The sequence below is a fragment of the Micromonospora sp. NPDC005194 genome (genome assembly GCF_040608335.1).
Taxonomy (GTDB): domain Bacteria; phylum Actinomycetota; class Actinomycetes; order Mycobacteriales; family Micromonosporaceae; genus Micromonospora.
On sequence record NZ_JBEXIA010000028.1, the window covers coordinates 1 to 14,556 of the forward strand.

Consider the following 14,556-nt stretch of genomic DNA (forward strand, 5'->3'; position numbering starts at 1 on the left):
ACGTCGTGGCCGGCGGCGGCGAGGGCGACGGAGAGGGCGTGCACGTGTCGGCCGAGGCCGCCGACGAGCACCGGCGGGTACTCCCACGACAGCATGAGGATGCGACGGGTCTGCGGCGGCACCCCGGGACCGGCATGCGCGGGCACGATCGCGCCGGGCTGCGCGGACGGGCCGGGCTGCGCGGGAAGCTGCGGCCGAAAGGTCAGGGTGGGCCGGTGGGCCCGGTCCTTGGTGGCAGCGAGCTGCTCATCGACCCGCAGGGTCGTCACATCAATCTCCGTCCATGCATGGTGGTGCGCGCCGGCGTCAGTGGCGGCGGAGTGAGAGGTGGAAAGGGTGGCCGAGGGCCGAGTGAGGTCGCGCGCGGACGCGTGCCCCCCGACAAGCAAAGGGCATCGGGCCCCGGAACGCACCTTGAAAGCGTCCATGGTGACGGAGGACACCTGAGGGTGTAGCGCGCATCAGACAGGTGGATTCCGGTCATCGCCTGAAAGGATGGATTGGCGCACCGGGGGGCAGGGCAATACCGGCGTGCGCGCGGGCGGGCTGTCGTCGGCGCGCTCGTGGCGCGGTGCGCACATGACCATGGTCTGAAGGAGCGACATGCAGGTCTGGCCGGGCGAGCGGTATCCCCTGGGCGCCACCTACGACGGGATGGGCACCAACTTCGCCATCTTCTCCGAGGTGGCCGAGCGGATCGAACTCTGCCTCTTCGACGAGTGGGACACCGGCGCCGAGCGCCGCGTCGAGCTGCGCGAGGTGGACGCCTACGTCTGGCACGCGTACCTGCCGGGCATCGAGCCGGGGCAGCGCTACGGCTACCGGGTGTACGGGCCGTACGACCCGGCGAACGGGCTGCGTTGCAACCCGCACAAGCTGCTGCTCGACCCGTACGCCAAGGCCATCGACGGTGACGTGACGTGGGACCCGGCGGTGTACGACTACGACATGGCCGACCCGGAGCGGATGAACGAGAGCGACTCGGCGCCGTTCATGCCGAAGTCGGTGGTGGTCAACCCGTACTTCGACTGGGGCAACGACAAGCCGCCGCGTACGCCGTACCACCACTCGGTGATCTACGAGGCGCACGTGCGCGGGCTGACCATGCGCCACCCGGACATCCCGGAGGAGCTGCGCGGCACGTACGCGGGCATCGCCTCCCCACCGATGATCGAGCACCTGACCCGGCTCGGGGTGACGGCGATCGAGCTGATGCCGGTGCACGAGTTCGTGCACGACCACCGCCTCGTCGACCTGGGCCTGCGCAACTACTGGGGTTACAACACGATCGGCTTCTTCGCCCCGCACCACGGCTACTCGGCGCTGGGCCACCTCGGGCAGCAGGTGCAGGAGTTCCGGGGCATGGTCAAGGCGCTGCACGCGGCGGGCATCGAGGTCATCCTCGACGTGGTCTACAACCACACCGCCGAGGGCAACCACCTCGGGCCGACGCTGAGCTTCAAGGGCGTGGACGCGCCCAGCTACTACCGGCTCAGCGAGGAGGACCGGCGCTACTTCGTCGACTACACGGGCACCGGCAACAGCCTCAACGTCCGCAGCCCGCACTCGCTGCAACTGATCATGGATTCGCTGCGGTACTGGGTGACCGAGATGCACGTCGACGGCTTCCGGTTCGACCTGGCGGCCACCCTGGCCCGCGAGTTCTACGAGGTGGACCGGCTCTCGACCTTCTTCGAGGTGGTCCAGCAGGACCCGGTGGTCAGCCAGGTCAAGCTGATCGCCGAGCCGTGGGACGTCGGCCCCGGCGGCTACCAGGTGGGCAACTTCCCGCCGCTGTGGACCGAGTGGAACGGCAAGTACCGCGACACGGTGCGGGACTTCTGGCGCGGCGAGCCGGCCACCCTCGCCGAGTTCGCGTCGCGGATCTCCGGCTCGGCCGACCTCTACCAGGACGACGGCCGCCGCCCGTTCCACAGCATCAACTTCGTCACCGTCCACGACGGGTTCACGCTCACCGACCTGGTGTCGTACAACGACAAGCACAACGAGGCCAACGGCGAGGAGAACCGGGACGGCGAGAGCCACAACCGGTCCTGGAACTGCGGCGTGGAGGGCGACACCGACGACGACGGGGTGCTCGCCCTGCGGGCCAAGCAGCGGCGCAACTTCCTGGCCACCCTGATGCTCTCGCAGGGCGTGCCGATGATCGGCCACGGCGACGAGCTGGGCCGCACCCAGCACGGCAACAACAACGCCTACTGCCAGGACAGCGAGCTGGCCTGGATCGACTGGGACAACGTCGACGAACAGCTGCTGGACTTCGTCCGTACGCTCACCGAGTTCCGCAAGCGGCACCAGGTGTTCCGCCGCCGCCGGTTCTTCACCGGTCTGCCGGTGGGTGGGCGCGGCACCGACGAGCCGCTGCCCGACCTGGCCTGGCACACCCCCGACGGGCGGGAGATGACCGGCGAGGACTGGGGCAACGACTTCGGCCGCTCGGTGGCGCTGTTCGTCAACGGTGAGGGCATCCGCGAGCGCGGCCAGTACGGCCAGAAACACCACGACGCCTCGTTCCTGCTCTGCTTCAACGCCCACGACGCGCCGCTGGACTTCACGATGCCCGGCAGTGAGTACGGCCAGAAGTGGGAACGGGTGATCAGCACTGCCGAACCCGAGCCCGACGACGCCACGGTGATCAGCGCGGGCGGCACCATCCGGGTGCCGGACCGCTCCCTGGTGGTGCTGGAAAGGACGATCTGACATGGCCGCCACCCCTCCGCAGGCCACCTACCGCGTCCAGGTCCGTCCCGGCTACGACTTGGACGCCACCGCCGGCATCCTCGACTACCTCGCCGACCTGGGCGTCAGCCACCTCTACAGCGCCCCCCTGCTGGCCGCGACGCCCGGTTCCGCACACGGCTACGACGTGGTCGACCACCGCACGGTCAACCCGGAGCTGGGCGGTGAGGCCGCCCGGCAGCGGCTGCTGCGGGCACTGCGCGAGAAGCGGCTCGGCCTGGTCGTCGACATCGTGCCCAATCACGCCGGGGTCGCCGTGCCGCCGGCCAACCCGGCCTGGTGGGACGTGCTGCGCCGGGGGCGCGACTCGTCGTACGCCGACTGGTTCGACATCGACTGGGACCGGGGCCGGCTGCTGCTGCCGGTGCTGGCCGACGACCCGGCCGCCCTGGACGACCTCAAGCTCGTCGACGGCGAGCTGCGCTACCACGAGCACCGCTTTCCGGTCGCCGACGGCACCGGCGACGGCAGCGCGACCGAGGTGCACGACCGGCAGCACTACGAGCTGATCTCCTGGCGACGCGGGGACGCCGAGCTGACGTACCGCCGGTTCTTCGCCATCGCGGGCCTGGCGGGCCTGCGCGTGGAGGACCCGGCGGTGTTCGCCGCCACCCACGAGCTGATCCTGCGCTGGGCCGCCGCGGGGGAGGTCGACGGCATCCGCGTCGACCACCCGGACGGCCTGCGCGACCCCGCCGGCTACCTCGCCCGGCTGCGCGAGGCCGCGCCGGCGGCCTGGCTCGTGGTGGAGAAGATCCTGGAGTACGGCGAGGAGCTGCCGGACTGGCCGGTGGACGGCACCACCGGCTACGACGCCCTTGCCGCGGTCAACGGCCTGTTCGTCGACCCCGACGCCGAGGGCGACTTCACGGCGCTGGACACCCGCCTCGCCGGGCACCACACCTCGTGGCAGGACCTGACCCACACCACGAAGCTGGCCGCCGCCACCACGCTGCTCGCCGCCGAGCTGACCCGGCTGGCCGCGCTCGCCCCCGAGGTGCCGACCGAGCAGGCCCGCGCCGCGCTCGCCGAGCTGGCCGCTGCCTTTCCGGTCTACCGCGGCTACCCACCACACGGCGCCCGCTACCTCGCCGCCGCCCGCTCCGAGGCCGGCCGCCGCCGCCCCGACCTGACCGGCGCCCTGGACGCGGTCACCCGCCGACTGCGCGACCCCGACGACGAGCTGGCGATGCGTTTCCCGCAGCTCACCGGCGCGGTGATGGCCAAGGGCGTGGAGGACACCGCGTTCTACCGCTGGACCCGGTTTCTGGCGCTCAACGAGGTCGGCGGCAGCCCCGCCCACTTCGGCGTGCCACCGGCGGAGTTCCACCGCTTCGCCGCCGCCCGGCAGGTCCGCTGGCCCGCGAGCATGACCACTCTCTCCACCCACGACACGAAGCGCGGCGAGGACGTCCGCGCCCGCCTCGCCGTGCTCAGCGAGCTGCCGGACCGCTGGGCCGAACAGGTCCAAACCTGGATGGAGTACGCGCCTCTGCCCGACCCGTCGTTCGCCCACCTGCTCTGGCAGACCGCCGTCGGCGCGTGGCCGATCGAGCGGGAGCGGCTGCACGCGTACGCCGAGAAGGCCGCCCGGGAGGCCGCGGCCTCGACCAGTTGGGCGGACCCGGACCCGGCCTTCGAGCAGGCCATGCACGCGGTCATCGACCGGATGTACGACGACCCGAGCCTGCACGACGAGCTGACCGAACTCGCCGCCGCCATCACCCCGGCCGGCTGGTGCAACTCGCTCGGGCAGAAGCTGATCCAGATCACCATGCCCGGTGTGCCGGACACCTACCAGGGCACCGAACTGTGGGACAACTCCCTCGTCGACCCGGACAATCGCCGGCCGGTCGACTTCGACGTACGCCGGGAGATGCTGGCGCGGCTCGACGGCGGCTGGCGTCCCCCGGTCGACACCGACGGCGCGGCGAAGCTGCTCGTGGTGTCGCGGACGCTGCGGTTGCGGCGGGCGCACCCGGAGCTGTTCACCGGCTACCGGCCGGTGCCGGCGCACGGGCCGGCCGGTCGGCACGTGGTGGCGTTCGACCGGGGCGGCGCGATCGCCGTGGCGACCCGCCTGCCGTTGGGTCTGGCGCGCGCCGGCGGCTGGCGCGACACAGCCCTGTCGCTTGGTGTTAACGAGGTGAAGGACCTGTTCACCGGCCGGGTCTACAGTGGCGGGGAGACGTCGCTGGACAATCTTCTGGCCGACTATCCCGTCGCTCTGCTGGCTCCTCTCCCCGCTGCCGAGGAGGCCGTTTGATGACCGAGTTTTCCGTCTGGGCGCCGGACGCCACGCGGGTGCGGCTGCGCCTGGCCGGCGACACCGACCACGAGATGCGCGCCGCCGCCGACGGCTGGTGGCAGGTCGAGGTGCCCGACGCCGGCCTCGACTACTCCTTTCTGCTGAACGACGACGAAACCCCACTGCCCGACCCCCGCTCGCCGTGGCAGCCTGCGGGGGTGCACGGGCCGAGCCGCCGCTACGACCACTCCGCCTTCGAGTGGTCCGACAGCGCGTGGACGGGCCGGCAACTGCCCGGCAGCATCCTCTACGAGCTGCACATCGGCACCTTCACCCCGGAAGGCACCTTCGACGCGGCCATCGACCGCCTCGACCACCTCGTGAACCTCGGTGTCGACCTGATCGAACTGCTCCCGGTCAACGCCTTCAACGGCGAATACAACTGGGGGTACGACGGCGTCTGCTGGTTCGCCCCGCACCAGCCCTACGGCGGCCCCGACGGCCTGAAACGGTTCGTCGACGCCGCCCACGCTCGCGGGTTGGGGGTGATCCTCGACGTCGTCTACAACCATTTCGGGCCCTCCGGGGCCTACGCGCCGCGGTTCGGGCCCTACCTCGCCGAGCAGAGCAACACGTGGGGCCGCTCGGTCAACCTGGACGGCCCGCACTCCGACGAGGTACGTCGCTACATCATCGACAGCGTCCTCATGTGGCTCCGCGACTACCACGTCGACGGCCTACGCCTGGACGCCGTGCACGCCCTGCCCGACACCCGCGCGATCCCGCTGCTCGAAGAGCTGGCCATCGAGGTCGAGTCGCTGTCGACGCACCTGGGCCGGCCGCTGTCGCTGATCGCCGAATCCGACCTCAACGATCCACGGCTCATCACCCCTCGGGAGGCTGGCGGGTTCGGGCTGCACGCCCAGTGGAACGACGACGCCCACCACGCGCTGCACACGTTGCTGACGGGGGAGCGGCAGGGGTACTACGGCGACTTCGGCTCCCTGGAGACGCTGTCGGACGTGCTGACCGGCGGGTTCTTCCACGCCGGGACCTGGTCCAGCTTCCGCAACCGTCACCACGGGCGGGCGCTCGACTCGCGCATCCCCGGTCATCGGCTGGTCGCCTACCTCCAGAACCACGACCAGATCGGGAACCGGGCCACCGGGGATCGGATCTCGGCTTCTCTCTCGCCCGCGCTGCTGCGGGTCGGCGCCACGTTGCTGCTGACCGCGCCGTTCACTCCGATGCTGTTCATGGGGGAGGAGTGGGCGGCCTCTACGCCGTGGCAGTTCTTCACCTCGCACCCCGAGCCGGAGCTGGCTACCGCCGTGGCTCTGGGGCGGCGGCGGGAGTTCGCCGCGCACGGGTGGGCCGAGGCGGAGGTGCCGGATCCGCAGGACCCGGAGACGTTCGTACGGTCGCGGTTGGACTGGGCCGAGCTGGACAAGCCTGAGCATCGGGAGATGTTGGCTTTTTACCAGCGGTTGATCGGGCTGCGGCGGTCGGTGGCTGACCTGTCGGATCCTCGGATGCACGAGGTGTCGGTGCAGCACGGGGACCAGTACCTGCTGATGCGGCGGGGGGAGACGTTGGTGGTCGCCAACTTCGCTGGGCGGGGGCAGGGGGTGTCGTTGCCGGGGGTGGCTCGCCGGGTCTTGTTGGCTACCGGCGAGGGGGTCACAGTGATGCGGGACCGGATCGAGCTCCCGGCGGAGACTGCGGCGATCGTAGCGCTCTAAGGTGTGGTCAGAACCTATGCCGTCGAGCTGGTGAGACACGTATGAACTCGTGACGTCTGGCCAGCGGCCTTGCCATCCCGAAACCTCGCTGAATCATGTCCACCTGGTGGATCTTCTATCGCATACCCGACAATCATTCGGGACAGCACGCCGAGTGCGCCGATCATCTGATGAGGGGTCTCCGTCGGGGTCACGACGAGAACGCGGGGCCATGCTGACTAACGGGAGACTGATCGGTGGATGATCCGCTTGCATTTCCGGTGTTGGCCGGTGCTGCCCTGACTCAGGGCTTCAATTTCCTTTACGATGAGCTTCAGGCGCTACTAGAGCGCCGGCGCGCCCAGCGCGAGGGCCGACCCCTGCCGGTAGCAGAGGCGCTTCGAACTCCACCCGTGTTGGCCGGCCGTATGGGTCCCTTGAATGTGGATGACAGCCTGCTAGCTGAGAAGGCGGAGGAGTTGAGTCTGCTGAATAGCCTTCTGGAGCAGTACACCGGCCTCTCTGAACTCGACGGCCAAGATCCACAGCTGCGCATTATATTAGGCCGGCTGCGCGCAACGCTAGAAACGATCTACGGCCAGCGCCTCACGTTCCACCTCGAAGACCGCCCGACCACGGGCGTTCGGATCAATCAATCAGTCGACGACGTATCAGGTGAATTGATCGGTCTTGACGCCGGGGCGCTGGGCGAGCGGGCTCGGGCCGAGGTCTCGCAGAACGTAGGAACAGTGCATTCGGATTCCACCGTGGTAGGCGCACGCTTCGACACCCTTGGCTAATTTCCGACTCCCCGTGCTTTCCCGCAGCGCGAACTACAAGGATCGACGGCGGGTCTGATGTAAGGCGACGAAGCTGGGAGTTTGCCATGAATCCGGACGAGGAATCGCAAGCGCAGCCCTCGGATCGAAGTAGGCCGTCCCCTTGGCGATCCATTTTCCCTGGCGTTCCGTTCCGACATGAATCAGCCAAGGACGAAGGGCTTCGCCTAGATGATGGGCGTGGGCCGGAGGTCGTCCAAGAGGCGCCGTTTGAAGACGGCGTCACCGAACCGATAGCAAGTCGAGAGGAGGACCTCTCCTACCTGTCGGACTCCCCCATGGTTGTGGCTCAATCGACGCCTGTCCTCGGAACCGATGTTCCTGCCGAGTCAAGGCGGGACAGCGTTAACGATCGTGATTCAACTGCCGGCACTGATGGCGCGACTACTTCGGCCTCATGGTGGGGTGGGGAGCCCACCCCCGTCGCCGACTCCGTGCCCGTCACGAGGCCGTCGCTACCGCCTCCGATGGACCACTCGCGAGACACGCACACAAATAAGCCGGAGGCCGTTAAGGAGTCTCGTTACGGCGATGCGGGTCTCGCCAATGAGATGAGCCAGGAGAGCGAGACGAATCCGGATGAGCCGAATGGCGCATCGAGCATTGGAGGCGGACGGCGTCGCGAGAATTCAGCGGAGATTGAGGGCGCCGAAATCCCACCCGTCGACTGGCCGGAACGGCCGGACATCGAGCGGTTAAGGCGGCTGGTACAAGGCCTCGACGTTGCGGTCGATGTCGAACACAACGCTGGGACAGTAATTGGACTGCAGATTACAGCCAAGTTCGAGCGGATGCTCGAGCAGCAGCCGCTGCACGATGACCTATTAAAGACGATCCGTTCGGTGTTCCAGCCACCAAAGGTCCGCGTGGGTTCTGATTCCAAGGAGTACGAGGATCTTTTGGGTACCCTTATCGATCCGGGCTCCGTGGTTGTCCTGACTGGCCGGCCCGGCAGTGGCCGGACGATTACCGGGCTTGCGCTACTGGCACATCTGAAAGCGGTGGCCGGTGTCACCGTCAGCACATTGAGTTACGGCGGTGCTAGAAAGTTCTCTTTGCGACGTGTTCCTCATAATCAGCGGTGCGGTTACCTGCTGGAGTTGCCCGCGGACGACGCAGAATTCGCGGTATCTTCGGATTTCGGTTTGACGCTCCACGGAGTGCGTGGCCTTCTTCGGCAGACGGCCTCTCACCTGGTCGTGATAACGACCGAGGAGCAGTGGGATCAGGTGGGACATGGAGCGCCGGTACGCCCGGTCGAAGTAAGTCCGGCGGCGGCCCGGGACATTGCCGCAGCTTGGCTGCGTATCTCAACTCCCGATCTATCTGTCGACCGCTGGGTCGGGCACCAGGACATTGCCGACCTCCTTGAGCGCGAAACACCTCGGGGTGCCATGGAAATCGTCGGGCTCATTGCCAAGGCGGCGCACGCGGCCAAGGCGAAGTTGCCGGCGCTTGAGCCGGCGGTCGATGGAAACAGTCCCTCGATTGCACTAGCAGACGAGGAAGAGGAGTTCTATCGGCGGGTATCGAGCGTCGTAGCCGCCCGGAAAAGTTGGCGCAGGCAGTTACTGGAATGGCATCGAAAGCCAGGTAGGACAAGTTTCGAGCGAAATTTCTTACTGGCTGCGGCTACGCTGCGGGAGGCCCCAGTGGGCGAGGTTTATGCCGCGACTGCTACTCTCGCACGGCAGCTCGGCGACGAAGTGCCGCCAAAGGGTCAGCAGGGGCCAGGTATTATCCAGCTTGCTGATGCGATCGAGGCTGACCTCTCAGGTAACGATGACAGCCTCGAATTTGCCCGGCCGGGGTGGGACGATGCAGTTTTGCACTACTTCTGGATCGACCGGCCTTTGAGCCGCCAAGCGTTCCTGTCGTGGATCGCACAGGCACCGCTGACGGCCACCAGAGAGATTCAAAAACTCTCCCCTGGTTCGTCGACCACCGACCGCACTTCTCGAGCGGTGCGGATGGCTTCATTCGCACTTCGCTGGGCCACTCGCCAGAGACGTCCGGACTACTTGGAGGAGATTGTTGTTTCGTGGCACGGACAGACGGATCTCTGGCCTGCTGCTGTCGACGGACTTACCCGCGCCTGCTTCGACCCGCTGATCGGTCGTGAAACACATAACCTTCTGCTCAACTGGGCCAAACGTCCGGATCTAGCTCTACTGGAGGCGGTCAGTGCCGTTTGCGCCGGGGACTTCGGGCGGGCATATCCGGGCAAGGCATTGGTTCGTCTTGGCCACGTTGCTGGGTCCCGCGATCCTCGGGTGGCTGAGATTGTCCGCAAGGCGGTGCAAACGCTTTGGCTTGAGCAATCACTGAATAGCGCACTGATGAACGAAATCCTGAAATGGTGCACCGCCAACGACGAGGCCCGGCGGGCGGCGGGCCGGCGAGCGTTCGGCGCATTGGCTGAGCTTCCGAGCGAGGACGATAAGGCGTTGCCTGCGCTAATATCTCCTGGCGCTGGTATCGAAACACCACTAGCGGACTGGCCTGACGTCGACTCCGGTCTATGGCTCGCGGACTTGGCCTGCGGATGGCGCTCAATCCTCCAGTCTCCGGCAGCTCGGACGGAGGCCGCTGCTGCTGGCCGGCTCTGGTTCGACGCCTGCTTGGTTCATCCAGAAGTAAAAAGCACCATCTTCTACGTCTTCAGGCGGGCAGTTTCGGAGCCGGGCGACGACGGTTCCGGCCTTCAACACCAGATCCTCGACCTGCTTTATGACTGGCAGCCGGCTGATGACCAAGCTGCCGACCGAGTTGGACTTAGGCACGCCCTTACTGACCTACTGCTTCACGATGGGTCCCGTGCGCTGCTGCCGTACGGTCCGCATCCCGCTGACGAGAGACGAGCATGAACCGGCTCCTGCGGAGGCAAGCTGGTGCGCAGTCTGAGCCTGCAGCCGTGTGGACCTATCGGTTTCATGATCGCCTTCCCAGCGCCGATGATCATCTAGCGTTCACCGCAGAGATACGCCTGGACTGGTCGGTCGAGGACGCTTCCCGGGCGGCCGGTGTGTCTAACCTATTGGCAGCCCGGCATGTAGGTCGCATTGTCCAAGAGGCTGCGGCTCACGTGAGTGTGCTCCGGGTGGCGGTGGCCGAGCACGAAATCAACCTTGCCTTGGTAACCAGGTTGCCGTGCTCTACTGATGGAGTTCGGGTGCACCGTGCTCAGACCAGGTTGCTAGTGGACGAGGAGACGCTAGAGGCCGCGCGTCGACTTGAACGGGCGCGGCAGGATCAAGGCATCGATGCGCTGCACCAAGAGCGATTGCGAGCCCGGATGCGATTCATGCGTGAAGAGGCGCTTCGCGATCCCGCCGCAGCCCGCCTCTACTGGCTTCTCGAGCATCCAGACCAGGCAAATCCCCAGGCGCAAGCGGCGGTGCTTGAAGAGATCGTGCAGCAGGTGAACCTGTGGAGCAATGGGGATCGTTGGATTACTATTGCTCAGCTACTCCACCGATTTATCGAGAGGCTGCCCGATAGTCGACGCGATCGACTAGTCGATCAGCTGGGCAAGGTGTTTGTCGAGTATGGGCAGGGTGACCTCGCGGAAGAAATGCCCGGACCTCTTGCCGTGCCGTCCTCGGATCGAATCCCTGCTGGCGAGCAGCCGCATCTGTAATTTGGAAGTCGAGCGGAGGTGAAGCGGCTGAGGTCCGGCGCGAAACACCCAGGGACCCGACGACAGATCGTCATCACAGGCTCACGCACTTGGCTGCTCAGACGTCTCCGACATCCGGGTGCGCCAGATTCTCGGCCAGCTTCACCTCATGGCTGCGCTGGGCCTCGACCGTGGACGGACGTCCCAACGTGGCCCGCGATCACCTCGCGGAGGCCACGCGCGAGGCCGAGAGCCTGGGAGATCCCGCCGACGGTGGTGGCTTCAACGAGTGCTGCTTCGGGCCAACCAACGTCGGGCTCTGGAAGATGTCCATCGCAGTGGAACAGGGCGAGTCCGGCAAGGTGATCGAGCTGTCCAAGACGATCCGGCCGCAGGTGCTCATGGCGTCGAATCGCCAATTGTCTTACTGGCCCGATATCGGACGCGCACTCGCCGAGGGTGGTCGGCGGGATGCCAAAGTGCTCGCCGCATTCGTGCAGGCCGAGCGGGCCGCGCCGATCCCGTTCGCCATCAACCCGCTCGCCCGCCATGCCGTGGTGACCCTGGCCAGCGCGCCCAGCGTCGCGCCCTCCCCGACGACCTGCGCCTGCTCGCCGGTAGCATCGGCGTCGATCTCGCCCCATAACTGCCGGTAATCGCGACACCATCCATCCGTCCTACCGTCCCTTGCGGGACGTGAGCGCGTCCTGCCAGTCTCGGACAGGCGGGGAGTACGGTCGATGACGGAGGACTGCCCGTAATCATCGCCGCCGCCGCAAGGTAGGAGTGAAGCGGTGCCCCCACGTGCAACCACAATCGTTGACCCTCGTTTCGCCAGTGAGCTGCGGCGACTTCGCGATGCGCGGAGCCTGTCCCTCCGGCAGCTCGCCACCGCCGTCAACTACGGCAAGAGCCTGATTCACCAGTTGGAGGCCGGACAGACGAAGCCGACTGTCGACGTGGCGGCTCGGCTCGACGAGGCGCTGACGGCGCGCGGTGCCCTGGCGGGACTCGTCATCGACGCACCCGAGGGCGACGGCCGCTTGGCGTACGCGACGGCACACCCGCAGCGGGTCGACCGGGCCACCACAGTGGCGTTCGCAGGGCTTCTCGCTGGCTACCGTCGGTTGGAGGATGCCATCGGTTCCGGGCCGATCATGGGGTCGGTCCGCGCTCATCTCGAAACCGTGACAAGCCTGTTGAGACACGCGCCCTCCGGTGTACGGCCGTGTCTTGTCGACGTCGCGGCACAGTGGGCGCAGTTCGCGGGCTGGCTGTGCACTGCCCGTGGTGAGGAGCGGGCGGCCACGATTTGGAACGCGAGGGCCCTGCACTGGGCCACCGAGGCCGGTAACACGGATCTGATCGCGACAGTCCTGTCCTTCCAGGGACACCAGGCGGAGTTGCGGCACGACCTCCCGGCCATGATCGAGCTGTCCCGGGAGGCACGCCGGGACCAGACGGTGAACGCGGCCCTTCGCGCCTACTGCGCAGGCCAGGAGGCCAGAGGGCTGGCCATGGCCGGAGCGGCCAGCGCCGACGTACTCACCCGCCTGTCGGAGGCGTCGGACCTCCAGGCTCAGGCGGCCGAGGAACCGCTGTCGCCGTGGGGCTACTGGTACACACCATCGTTCTTCGCCGTGCAACAGGGGAGCGTTCTGCGGTATCTCGGTGTTACCGACAATCGCGCCAACGACCGCGCGTTGGAGCTGCTGACGGCCGGCGTCGCAGGTGTGAGCGAGGAAGCCAGCGGCGCGGAGTGGCACGGCCGCAACCTGGTGCACCTCGCCGTCGCGCAGGCGCAGGCAGGGGACGCGGCGGCGGCTCGCGAAACCCTCGCGGCAGCGGACGCCATCGCCCTTGCCGCAGCCTCCCGGGAACTCGCCCGTGAAGTGGCCGAGACGGTCCACCACCTTCGTCTGTCCGCTACGCCGTAACGGACGCGTTTCGCCTGGTACAGCACCGATTGCCGCATCGACGATGACGGTGGGTGACGGCGTTGGGTGACTGTCCCGGGACCGACGCCGCGCCGACTATGTCGCGGAGGTGGGCGTGCACGGCGACGAGCAATCGAGCAAGGGTGAACAGGCTGAGGCTGCCGAACGGGAGGCTGCCAAGCAGCGCCTCCTGGCGCAGGCCGAGGCGGAGCGCGTACCCGTGGAGGACACGACCCGCGCGGTCCCGGACCGACGGTGGCGGCGTGACCAGCGATGACATCCCGATCGGCCGACGGGTGGCGAGCTGGCGGGTGCGGCGGCAGATGACCCAGCAGATGCTCGCCGACCGGCTGCGCAGGTCGAAGAGCTGGGTCGACAAGATCGAGCGGGGCGTCCGCCCCCTGGACCGGTACTCGGTGATCCAGGAACTGGCCCACGTCCTGCGCGTCGAGCCGGAGGCGCTGCTCGGCCAGCCGCGGAGCACCCCCGCCGGCACGCCGGACGGGGTGGACGACATCCGGGCCGCCCTCGCCCGCTATGACATCCCGCAGGCTCCACCGCAGACGGACGAGCTGCGACGGCAGGTCGGGCACGCCTGGTTGACCTACCAGCACGCCCACTACGGGCAGTTGGTGCGCCTGTTGCCGGGCCTGCTCGACGCCGCCCAGGGCGCGCGGTCGGCGGAGCTGCTGGTGCAGGCGTACCGGATCACCGCGTCTCTGCTGGTGAAGCTCGGCGAGGCCGACCTCGCCTGGTTGGCAGCCGATCGGGCGATGGCCGCCGCCGGCGACGACCCCACCCTCGCGGCGACGGCGGCCATCGCGGTAGGGCAGGCGCTGCGCGCGTCGGGCCGCGACCGCCTCGCCCTGGCCGCGACGTTCGCCGCCGCGAACCGCGTCCGGCCGCAGCGGTCGGCGGGGGAGTGGGCCGTGGGTGGGACGCTGCTGCTCCAAGCCGCCCTCGCCGCCGCCGGCTGCGGCGAGCACCGCCGCGCCGACGAGCTGACCGACCGGGCCGCGGGGGTCGCCGCCAACCTTCGGGGGTACGACGATCAGCACCGCACCAGCTTCGGGCCGATCGTCGTCGAGGTGGCGCGGGTGGTGGTGGCGGCCTCGCGGGGTGACGCCGCCGAGGCGATGCGGCGGCATCCGGCGATCGTGCGGCGGGAGGCGTGGCGGCGGTTGCCGGCCGAGTATCGGGGCGCGTACCTGGTTGATGTCGCGCGGGCGTACCTCCAGGTTGGCGACCTGCGCGGCGCCGCACGCGCCCTGGTGGACGCGGACAGCGTCGCACCGGCCGAGGTCCGGTGCCGGCCTCTGGCGCGTACCGTGATCGCCGATGTTGCCCGTGCGCAGCCGGCGCCGGCCGGCGTGGCGCGACTGGCGACGCTGGTCGGCCTGACCCGTTGACGGCCGGCGCTCGGCCACCACCT

Annotated in this window: 10 protein-coding genes; 9 read left to right on the top strand and 1 reads right to left on the bottom strand. The window is 68.0% G+C overall.

What is annotated here, in order from left to right; genetic code table 11:
• The coding region (locus ABZU53_RS22250) for a glycogen/starch synthase (protein WP_354860718.1) at positions 1 to 269 on the bottom strand (269 nt) is incomplete at its 3' end.
• A gap of 334 nt (positions 270 to 603) precedes the next feature.
• Between ABZU53_RS22250 and glgX the strand changes: the two genes are divergently transcribed.
• The 9 genes from glgX (at position 604) to ABZU53_RS22295 (ending at position 14,533) form a co-directional block, all read left to right on the top strand.
• Positions 604 to 2,721: a glycogen debranching protein GlgX gene (gene glgX, locus ABZU53_RS22255; RefSeq protein WP_355067231.1), complete on the top strand. Its 2,118-nt coding sequence runs from the start codon at positions 604 to 606 to the stop codon at positions 2,719 to 2,721.
• Between the two features lies 1 nt (position 2,722).
• Complete coding sequence (gene treY / locus ABZU53_RS22260) at positions 2,723 to 5,026, top strand: malto-oligosyltrehalose synthase (RefSeq protein ID WP_355067232.1); 2,304 nt, start codon at positions 2,723 to 2,725, stop codon at positions 5,024 to 5,026.
• On the top strand, positions 5,026 to 6,750 hold the full coding sequence (gene treZ / locus ABZU53_RS22265; protein ID WP_355067233.1) for a malto-oligosyltrehalose trehalohydrolase: 1,725 nt from the start codon (positions 5,026 to 5,028) through the stop codon (positions 6,748 to 6,750). Before treY ends, treZ begins: the two co-directional genes overlap by 1 nt.
• 236 nt (positions 6,751 to 6,986) lie before the next feature.
• A complete protein-coding gene (locus ABZU53_RS22270; RefSeq protein ID WP_355067234.1) occupies positions 6,987 to 7,529 on the top strand; it encodes a hypothetical protein in 543 nt (180 codons plus the stop codon).
• 590 nt (positions 7,530 to 8,119) lie between these two features.
• Complete coding sequence (locus ABZU53_RS22275) at positions 8,120 to 10,435, top strand: hypothetical protein (protein ID WP_355067235.1); 2,316 nt, start codon at positions 8,120 to 8,122, stop codon at positions 10,433 to 10,435.
• 332 nt (positions 10,436 to 10,767) lie between these two features.
• Positions 10,768 to 11,208 (top strand): hypothetical protein, encoded by a 441-nt coding sequence (locus ABZU53_RS22280; RefSeq protein ID WP_355067236.1) that lies wholly within the window; start codon positions 10,768 to 10,770, stop codon positions 11,206 to 11,208.
• Between the two features lie 188 nt (positions 11,209 to 11,396).
• Complete coding sequence (locus ABZU53_RS22285) at positions 11,397 to 11,843, top strand: hypothetical protein (protein ID WP_355067237.1); 447 nt, start codon at positions 11,397 to 11,399, stop codon at positions 11,841 to 11,843.
• Positions 11,844 to 11,981: 138 nt separating this feature from the next.
• Entirely contained in the window at positions 11,982 to 13,124 is a 1,143-nt protein-coding gene (locus ABZU53_RS22290) for a helix-turn-helix transcriptional regulator (RefSeq protein ID WP_355067238.1), read from the top strand.
• A gap of 263 nt (positions 13,125 to 13,387) precedes the next feature.
• On the top strand, positions 13,388 to 14,533 hold the full coding sequence (locus tag ABZU53_RS22295) for a helix-turn-helix domain-containing protein (RefSeq protein WP_355067239.1): 1,146 nt from the start codon (positions 13,388 to 13,390) through the stop codon (positions 14,531 to 14,533).
• The last annotated feature ends 23 nt before the right edge of the window (positions 14,534 to 14,556 follow it).

Bases quoted from the DNA above. Each gene is read 5' to 3' on its own strand.
- glgX (WP_355067231.1), top strand. From the start codon at position 604: ATGCAGGTCTGGCCGGGCGAGCGGTATCCCCTGGGCGCCACCTACGAC.
- treY (WP_355067232.1), top strand. From the start codon at position 2,723: ATGGCCGCCACCCCTCCGCAGGCCACCTACCGCGTCCAGGTCCGTCCC.
- treZ (WP_355067233.1), top strand. From the start codon at position 5,026: ATGACCGAGTTTTCCGTCTGGGCGCCGGACGCCACGCGGGTGCGGCTG.
- ABZU53_RS22275 (WP_355067235.1), top strand. From the start codon at position 8,120: ATGAGCCAGGAGAGCGAGACGAATCCGGATGAGCCGAATGGCGCATCG.